We start from the raw sequence: 1,384 nt of genomic DNA on the forward strand, positions 1-1,384 counted from the left end.
AATGCAAAACGGCCCCCGGATCGCTCCGGGGGCCGCTCTGTTACGCTTTACTCTTGGCCTAACGCCCTTGCGGGCTGCTTGAGGCCATTACTACGGCCTAACGCCCTTGCGGGCTGCTTGAGGCCGGTACGCTTACGCTTACTCGTACTGGCGAACCAGCGAGGGCCGGGGCCCTCGCTCATTCTGACGTCGATTACTCGACGATTTTCGCCACGACGCCGGCGCCGACGGTGCGGCCGCCTTCGCGGATGGCGAAGCGCAGCTTCTCTTCCATCGCGATCGGCGTGATCAGTTCGACGTCCAGCTCGGCGTTGTCGCCCGGCATGATCATCTCGACGCCTTCCTTCAGGCGCACGATGCCGGTCACGTCCGTCGTGCGGAAGTAGAACTGCGGGCGGTAGTTCGTGAAGAACGGCGTGTGACGGCCGCCTTCTTCCTTGTTCAGGATGTAGGCTTCAGCCACGAACTTGGTGTGCGGGGTGATCGAACCCGGCTTGCACAGCACCTGGCCGCGCTCGACGTCTTCACGCTTGGTGCCGCGCAGCAGCACGCCCACGTTATCGCCCGCTTGACCCTGGTCCAGCAGCTTGCGGAACATTTCGACGCCCGTGCAGGTCGTCTTCTGAACCGGACGGATGCCGACGATTTCGACTTCTTCACCGACCTTGACGATGCCGCGCTCGACGCGACCCGTCACCACGGTGCCGCGGCCCGAGATCGAGAACACGTCTTCGACCGGCATCAGGAACGGCATGTCGATCGGGCGTTCCGGTTGCGGGATGTAGCTGTCGACCGCAGCCATCAGCTCCAGGATGCGCTCGGCGCCGATGTGGGCGTCGCGGTCTTCGACGGCGGCCAGGGCCGAACCCTTGACGACCGGGATGTCGTCGCCCGGGAACTGGTACGAGCTGAGCAGCTCGCGCACTTCCATTTCGACCAGCTCCAGCAGTTCCTCGTCGTCGACCATGTCGACCTTGTTCAGGAACACCACCAGCGCCGGAACGCCGACCTGACGCGACAGCAGGATGTGCTCGCGGGTCTGCGGCATCGGGCCGTCAGCGGCCGAGCAAACCAGGATCGCGCCGTCCATCTGGGCGGCGCCCGTGATCATGTTCTTCACGTAGTCGGCGTGGCCCGGGCAGTCCACGTGCGCGTAGTGACGGTTCGCCGTCTCATATTCCACGTGCGACGTGTTGATCGTGATGCCGCGCGCTTTTTCTTCCGGCGCGTTGTCGATGTCGGCGTAGTTCATCGCCTTGCCGCCGCCGGCCTTCGACAGCGTCATCGAGATCGCCGCCGTCAGCGTCGTCTTGCCGTGGTCAACGTGACCGATCGTGCCGATGTTCACGTGCGGCTTGGTGCGTTCGAACTTTTCCTTGGCCAT

1 protein-coding gene is annotated in these 1,384 nt (G+C 64.1%); it reads right to left on the reverse strand.

All coding sequences use genetic code 11. The annotated features are described in order from the left end of the window. Positions 1 to 193 precede the first annotated feature (193 nt). On the reverse strand, positions 194 to 1,384 hold the full coding sequence (tuf, locus tag RT688_RS23750) for an elongation factor Tu (RefSeq protein WP_003168401.1): 1,191 nt from the start codon (positions 1,382 to 1,384) through the stop codon (positions 194 to 196).

Origin of the sequence: Massilia sp., assembly GCF_032106685.1 — a bacterium.
In the GTDB taxonomy this organism is placed as follows: Bacteria; Pseudomonadota; Gammaproteobacteria; order Burkholderiales; family Burkholderiaceae_D; genus Telluria.